Raw genomic sequence first — 6,785 nt, forward strand, 5'->3', positions numbered from 1 at the left:
ACTGGGTCGGTGAGAGGAGACGCCCGTGGTGGCCGATACGGAAATCGAAGTCCGGCGGCGATTTCCCATGCGGGTCTACGGTCGTGGCGCCGAGCCGGATGCCCGGTTCAGCCTGGCGAACGAGCGTACCTATCTGGCCTGGATACGCACATCGGTGGCATTGATGGCGGCCGGGGTGGCACTGCAGGTCTTCGGTATCGGTGGCCATTCGGTCCCAAGTGTGCTGGCCTCGGCCTTGTTGATCGTCTGCTCGATCGTGCTGCCGATTGCCGCGTGGGTGAGCTGGGCCCGGGTCGAGCGGAGCTTGCGTGAGGACGCCCCGTTGCCGGCGCCGAGCATGGCCGCACCGCTGGCTGTGGTTCTCGCTTTCGCGAGCGGCCTGGCGTTGGCGGCGATCCTGCTGTGATGACGTGGCGTCGTCCGCGCTGGCCGCAGGGGATGGTCACGCTCGCCGACGGAGGGCTGCAACTGGAACGCACCGCCCTGGCGTGGCGGCGCACCGGATGTTCGCTGGTGATCTTCGAATTGGCGGCCGCCCGGATCGTGGCCGAATGGGGCCAAGGGTTCATCGCAGTCCTGTTCCTGGCGGCCACCGCCCCGACACTGGTGGTCATGCTGAGCGGTTCGTCGCGACCCGCGTCTGCCGGTCACCCGTTGGCCGAGGGCGAGCACGGAGTGGTGTATTCGACCTCGTCGATCGGTCTGCGCGGGCTGGTGCTGGCACTGCTCGTAGCACTATTCGGGACTCTCTGTGTGCTGGTGCTGTGGAGTGATGCGGCCGAGGTGCGGCCGTCCGGCTGAACCCGGCCGGCGGCCGCTCCTGGCCTCGCGTCAGCCCTGGAAGAGCTGCTGCCATTCCGTCGAGGAGCGGTCCACATACTCCGAGGTCAACTTCGCGGCGTCGGGTATCCGAACGTCGTGTGCGTCGGCGGTGGCGCCGGGGATACCGGGCAGCGCGGTGGCCACGCCGATCGCCTGCGCGGCCTGCGCTTCCGGCCCGACCATGAAATCGGCGAGGACCTGGGCCGCGTTCGGATGTGGCGCGGTGGCGGTGATATGCCCATAGAACGGCACACCCCACGATGGCCGCGGCAGTACCCAGTCCACCGGCGCACCCTTGGCTTTCTCCTGAACCAGCGGCTGCACCGTGGGCGAGGCGACCACCTCACCGGAGGTCAGTGCCTGCGCAACCCCCAAGGCGCTGGGATAGATTCGTGGTTGCAGTGCCGCGAGCCGGTCGACGAAATCGTCGCCGAAGTTCTCCCGGTAGTAGTCGTAGAGATCGATGTAGGAGGCGATCCCCGCCGGATTCACCACGCCGATCTTGCCGGCGTACTTCGGATCCAGCATGTCGCGGGGATCGGCGAATCCGCCGGGGACCGCGTCGGTATTCCAGCCCATGCTGAAAGTGGCGGCGACATCCAGGAAGAACCTGTCGTTCTTCACGCTGCGGTCGGGTCGGTATTCCGGTCGTTCCCGGTTCGGTCCACGCAACGCCTGCGAGTAGCTGCCGGATTCGGCGGCGGTCGCGATCCACGAGGCATCGGTGACGACGTGTACGTCCGCGGTTCCGCGACCGGTCCGGTTCTCGGTTTCCACGCGCGGGATCAGATCGGCATCCGTGCCGCGCACGAATTCCAGCGTGATATCCGGATACTTCTCGTTCCACGCCTTCTTCAGGCTTTCCAGGATCGCCGGGTTCTGGCTCGAATACAGCAGCACCGAGCCCTCCTCCCGCGCCGCGGCCACCACATCGTCCCAGCTGCCCTCGACCGAAGAGGTCGTCCCGCCGCCACCGCATCCGGCCGCGACCAGCACGGCGCCGATGACCACCGCAAGCCTTCGTCTGAATTTCGCCACCGCAATCTCACTCTCTGGAGTCGAACTGACATCAGTTCAGCAGATATGGCAGAGTGGTGTCAATCACGTTCCGGTGCCCATGGGGCGCACGGTGGTGATCGACAGCGAGGAGGGCCGAGCCGATGCACAGCGGTCGCGACGAGAACGAGCCGCCAACTGGTCTGCGGACCTATGAGCCCGGTTCGGCAGATCAACTGACCGCCTCACCGCGGCCCGATATCGTTCCGAACGATTCCGGTGCCCGGGAGCTGCTGGCGCGCATGCTGACCTTGCAAGCGGTTGTCTACGGATTACCGAGCGTCTACCAGTACGCAAGCATGTGTGCACAATGCGCACCCAGCGCCGGGGACCTGTGGAGTTTGAACGAGTTCGCCCACAGCCGAGAGCCGGCCGGTCCGGACTATCAAGCGTTCCGCGTGCCCAACGTCGACACCCTGTATTCCAACGCCTGGCTTGATCTCACCCATGCCCCCGCGCTGCTCGAACTCCCCGACTTCGGCACCCGCTACTACACCCTGAACTTCCTCGATGCCTACAGCAACGCGAGCAACATCAGCGCCCGCACCTACCCCGGCCGTCACCGCTTCCTGATAGCCACGACCGACTGGACAGGCCCGATACCACCGGACTGCACTCTGTTCCGCGTGGCCACTCCGCTCATGTGGATCCTGTTGCGTATCCAAGTGTTCGGGCCCGACGACCTGGCAAACGTGCACCGGCTCCAGGACGCCGTGCACATCCACCACGACGACGACCGCCACAGATCCTGGCCTGTCCTGGAGCAGGCCCAGGTGGAGACCTCACCCGAAGCCTTCTTCAGCGCCCTGGACACCTCACTGCGGATCAACGGCACTCCCATCCGCGACGCGGCACATGTGCGGCAGTTCCGAGTGCTCGGCATCTGCGCCGCCGACCGAAACCCCGGCGACCTGGACGAATCGACTCGCGAGGGTATGCGAACGGGCTTTCACGACGCGCTGGCATTGCTGGCGCAGTCGCGGTCACTTCTCGGCGAATCGGTCGGCACCGGCTGGACTCGAGTCCTGGACAAAGGCGCCCACGGCGACAACTTCCTGGCCCGCGCCGTAATGAACTTCGTCGGGCTCGCGGCGAATGTCGTCGAGGAAAACTGTTCCTACAACACCTATGTCGACGCCACCGGCGAACCGCTCACCGGAGCCGGCGACCGTGTCTACCGCATCGATCTCGCCGACCCACCGCCCGCCGAGGCCTTCTGGAGCGTCACTCTCTACGAGGCCGAGACCGGCCGGCTTTACGACGCACCGGGCGGCCGGTACTCGGTCGGAAGTGGCGCCGGCTCCGACCACCCGGTCCCATCCGACGGTCCGGCAGTGATCACTGTGAGTACCGCACCGACGACGGACGAGAGCGCCTGGTTGCCGTGCCCGCCATACCGGTTCTTCCTGGTCTTGCGGATGTACCAGCCGAAAGCCGCCGCCACGACCGGGCGGTGGAGGCCGCCGCCGGTACTGCGAACCAGCCTGCTAGGTGATCGACGATAGGTTCGCTGGGTTCGGCTAGGTCATACTTCCGTCATCCTGCAGCACTGATCGGTGCAGCGATTGTCACTTGAAAGCACTGAACCGTTCTATGAAGAGCAGGTCAGCTGGGGTAGGCCGATGACGAGGAAGGTGACTGTATGGCCGAACATAAGGTAACGGTGACTATCGAAGAAGTGGACTTGGCGAAGACGCGTCAGCTGGGTGAAGCGCGCTTGTCCGCCGTCGTCGACGCGGCCCTTTCCGTGCATGTGGATCGACAGGCGCGACGAGACTCCCTTCGCAATCTGCTCGACAACTGGGAGCGTTCCGTCGGACCGGTCGGGGATTCCGACGCCAGTGACGCGACTGCCGCCTTCGACGAGCTCGAGGATTTCGGGTTCGGGCGAGAGATCAGTTGATGCTACCGATAGTGCTCGATTCACCGATCTCTCCGCAGCGGGTCAGCTAAGACGCCGAAACAGGACCAGTCATTTCTCGCGGAGAGGCACCGCCGCGGCAATGAGGTCCTGGGGCCGTCCGTTGTCTGCGCCGAGGTCGACCGTGGCGGTGGCCGTACTCGGCGGGTTGGAACGCTGGTGACTCATTCGCCGCGCGATAAAGCAGCGCATCAACCAGTGCTGATGGTGCCGACCGTTTTCTAACTCGCATTCCAGATCGGCGTGACCCTCAACAGCGCGAAGGTTGATAGCCGATATCTGACCGATGCGCATGTGGTCGCGGTATGCGTTGAGTACAGCGGTGGCCTGGTCGGATCCTGACGACATCGTGTCTCGCGGCTACGGTCCAGCTGAGCGGATCATCACCCGCAGTCCGGACAGACCCGCCGATGCCCAAGAACCGAGACCCGGCTCAGCTACCGGCCGAAACTGCCCGGAGGAACCCCGCCCATTCGGTCGGGCCGAAAACAAGTGCGGGACCAGTGGGGTTTTTCGAATCACGAACACCTACACCATCGGCGAGTTGCGCAACCTCGACGCACTCGCCACCGGCCTGGCTGTAGCTGCTCTTCACCCAGTGCGCGCCGGATAGGTCAGTGTGCACCTTCATGCTCCCTTGCCATACTCCTGAACCACTGCCGACTGTCGACCTCGCCGAGGGCTCTGTTCTTGATCCGATCGTACGTGTCGAGGAAGCTTGCGACGTCGCGGGCATTTTCGATGTACATGTTGCCGACCACACCCTCCAGGAAGACCACAGGGGGCTCCAGCGGCTCCCCAGGAGCCGACTCGCCGAATTGGAGCACCACAAATGGCGGCATGGAAACGCCACCGGGGAAGCCCGCTGAGGCGGGAAGAACGCGAACCCCCACATTCTCCCTGGTGGACATGTCGGCGAGGTGTCGCAGCTGCGCAGCCATACCTTTACGGCCGCCTGCGACCCTTCGGGCCGCGGACTCGCCGACTACAACGTCCAGCGTCAGCGGTTGCGTCCGTCTTGTAACCGCCTTCTGGCGTTGCATCTTGAGCTGCACACGCAAGCTGTGTTCATCGGCGGTCCAGTCGGGCCACCGTTCCTGTCCCAGTGCGCGTTCGTAAGCTTCCGTCTGAAGTAGGCCAGGCACCAAGTCCGGTTGATACGAGATCATCTTGGACGCCGCTGCCTCCAAGCCAACGTAGACATCGAAGTCCTTCGGAATCAGTTCTCCGTACTGGTGCCACCAGTTCTTCACATTCGCTTGCTTCGCAAGGCCTACCAGGGCTGATGTGAGATCTTCCGGCACGCCATATAGATCACAGGCGGCCTGTATGTCCCGGGTCTTGATCCGTGAGTTCTCTCCCTTTTCGAGCCGGCCGAGGCTTGTCGCCCCCATTTCCAGCAACTGGGCGGCTTTGGCTTGGGTGTAGCCGGCTCGTGTCCGCCACTCCAGCAAGTGCCTGCCGAGTTGACGTCGGGGGAGTGTCGATCCAGCACCGCTGGGCTCGTCGGGCATTCGATCCTCCGTTTCGGGGGTAATGGATTCACCGATCCGGTGCACGCCTCTTGCCTGGCACGGGTCTTGCGCAGGAGATTCGGGGGACTCTGTCCGGAGGCTCCGATTCGGTGGGACATCGAGCTCTGTGAAGTGTGTCATAGAAGCGCGCCGGGCCCGGCAGGTTCGGAACATTCAGTGCCCGAGCGCATCTCCCTGTCCTTGCGAGGGGCTGCTGCACGGATAGGTGACATCGATCTGGTTCGCCGACAGGCGAACCTGGAAGGATGTCATCGTGCCCAAGCCCTATCCCCAGGAGTTCCGCGACGATGTGGTCCGGGTCGCCCGTAACCGTGAGGACGGAGTGACACTGGACCAGATCGCGGCCGATTTCGGGGTGCATCCGGTGACGTTGTCGAAATGGATGCGTCAAGCCGACGTCGATGACGGGACGAAGCCGGGGACCAGCAGCGGCGAGTCCGCTGAGCTGCGGGAATTGCGGCGCCGCAACCGCCTGCTCGAGCAGGAGAACGAAGTGTTGCGTCGTGCGGCAGCGTATCTGTCGCAGGCTCATCTTCCGGGAAAAGGCTCTACCCGCTCGTGAGCGAGCTCGCCGCCGACGGGATTCCCGTCGCGGTGACGTGCCGGGTTCTGCAGCTTGCTCGACAGCCCTATTACCGCTGGTTGAACCGTCCGGTCACCGACGCTGAGCTCGTCGAGGCGTATCGGGCGAATGCGTTGTTCGATGCCCACCACGATGACCCGGAGTTCGGGTATCGGTTCCTCGCTGATGAGGCCGGTGTCGCGGGTGAGTCGATGGCGGAGCGCACCGCCTGGCGGATCTGCTCACAGAATCGTTGGTGGAGCAGGTTCGGCAAACGCCGCCGCGGGAAATCCGGCCGCCCCGGTCCGCCGGTTCATGATGATCTGGTTCGTCGGGTGTTCACCGCGGAGGATCGGAATCGGTTGTGGCTGGCCGATATCAGCGAACACAGGACCGGTGAAGGCAAACTCTATATTTGCGCGGTCAAGGATGTGTTCTCCAACCGGATCGTGGGCTATTCGATCGACTCGAGGATGAAGTCCCGGCTCGCGGTCACCGCGTTGAACAATGCTGTTGCCCGCCGCGGTGAGGTCGCCGGCTGCATAGTCCACACCGACCGCGGGTCGCAATTTCGTTCCAGGCGTTTCGTTCACACCCTGAACCGGCACCGCATGGCCGGATCGATGGGCCGGGTCGGCGCGGCCGGTGACAACGCCGCGATGGAGAGCTTCTTCAGCCTCCTGCAACGCAACGTGCTGGACCGGCAGCGGTGGGACACCCGCGAACAACTGCGGATCGCGATCGTGACCTGGATCGAACGGACCTACCACCGCCGACGGAGGCAAACCCGGCTCGGCCGGTTGACCCCGATCGAGTACGAGACGATCATGACCCCAGCAGTAGCCGGTCAGGCTGCATAACCACTGTCACCTGATCGTGCAGCAGCCCC

The 6,785-nt window shown here is 64.3% G+C and carries 8 protein-coding genes; 5 read left to right on the forward strand and 3 right to left on the reverse strand.

Going from position 1 to position 6,785, the window contains the following annotated elements:
- Positions 1-28 precede the first annotated feature (28 nt).
- Together QH195_RS24030 and QH195_RS24035 are read left to right on the forward strand one after the other, a co-directional pair.
- Positions 29-406, forward strand: a complete 378-nt coding sequence (locus QH195_RS24030; protein ID WP_280437101.1) for a YidH family protein — start codon at positions 29-31, stop codon at positions 404-406.
- A complete protein-coding gene (locus QH195_RS24035) occupies positions 406-801 on the forward strand; it encodes a DUF202 domain-containing protein (RefSeq protein ID WP_280437102.1) in 396 nt (131 codons plus the stop codon). Before QH195_RS24030 ends, QH195_RS24035 begins: the two co-directional genes overlap by 1 nt.
- Before the next feature lie 30 nt (positions 802-831).
- Here the strand turns inward: QH195_RS24035 and QH195_RS24040 are convergent, their stop codons facing one another.
- Positions 832-1,860 (reverse strand): ABC transporter substrate-binding protein, encoded by a 1,029-nt coding sequence (locus QH195_RS24040; RefSeq protein ID WP_280437103.1) that lies wholly within the window; start codon positions 1,858-1,860, stop codon positions 832-834.
- A 122-nt stretch (positions 1,861-1,982) separates the two neighbouring features.
- Between QH195_RS24040 and QH195_RS24045 the strand changes: the two genes are divergently transcribed.
- Positions 1,983-3,383, forward strand: a complete 1,401-nt coding sequence (locus QH195_RS24045; RefSeq protein WP_280437104.1) for a DUF1254 domain-containing protein — start codon at positions 1,983-1,985, stop codon at positions 3,381-3,383.
- 137 nt (positions 3,384-3,520) lie between these two features.
- Positions 3,521-3,781: a hypothetical protein gene (locus QH195_RS24050; RefSeq protein WP_280437105.1), complete on the forward strand. Its 261-nt coding sequence runs from the start codon at positions 3,521-3,523 to the stop codon at positions 3,779-3,781.
- A gap of 451 nt (positions 3,782-4,232) precedes the next feature.
- On the opposite strand, the gene QH195_RS24055 is transcribed toward QH195_RS24050, so the two are convergent.
- Positions 4,233-4,430 (reverse strand): DUF397 domain-containing protein, encoded by a 198-nt coding sequence (locus tag QH195_RS24055; protein ID WP_348537356.1) that lies wholly within the window; start codon positions 4,428-4,430, stop codon positions 4,233-4,235.
- A complete protein-coding gene (locus tag QH195_RS24060) occupies positions 4,414-5,313 on the reverse strand; it encodes a helix-turn-helix domain-containing protein (RefSeq protein ID WP_280437107.1) in 900 nt (299 codons plus the stop codon). Before QH195_RS24060 ends, QH195_RS24055 begins: the two co-directional genes overlap by 17 nt.
- A gap of 274 nt (positions 5,314-5,587) precedes the next feature.
- Between QH195_RS24060 and QH195_RS24065 the strand changes: the two genes are divergently transcribed.
- Positions 5,588-6,756 (forward strand): IS3 family transposase gene (locus QH195_RS24065; protein ID WP_432278452.1). Its coding sequence is split into 2 segments (ribosomal slippage): positions 5,588-5,872 and positions 5,875-6,756, totalling 1,167 coding nucleotides; the frame shifts between segments, so codons are not numbered across the junction.
- Positions 6,757-6,785: the final 29 nt, after the last annotated feature.

Origin of the sequence: Nocardia carnea (assembly GCF_029868855.1) — a bacterium.
Taxonomy (GTDB): domain Bacteria; phylum Actinomycetota; class Actinomycetes; order Mycobacteriales; family Mycobacteriaceae; genus Nocardia; species Nocardia carnea_A.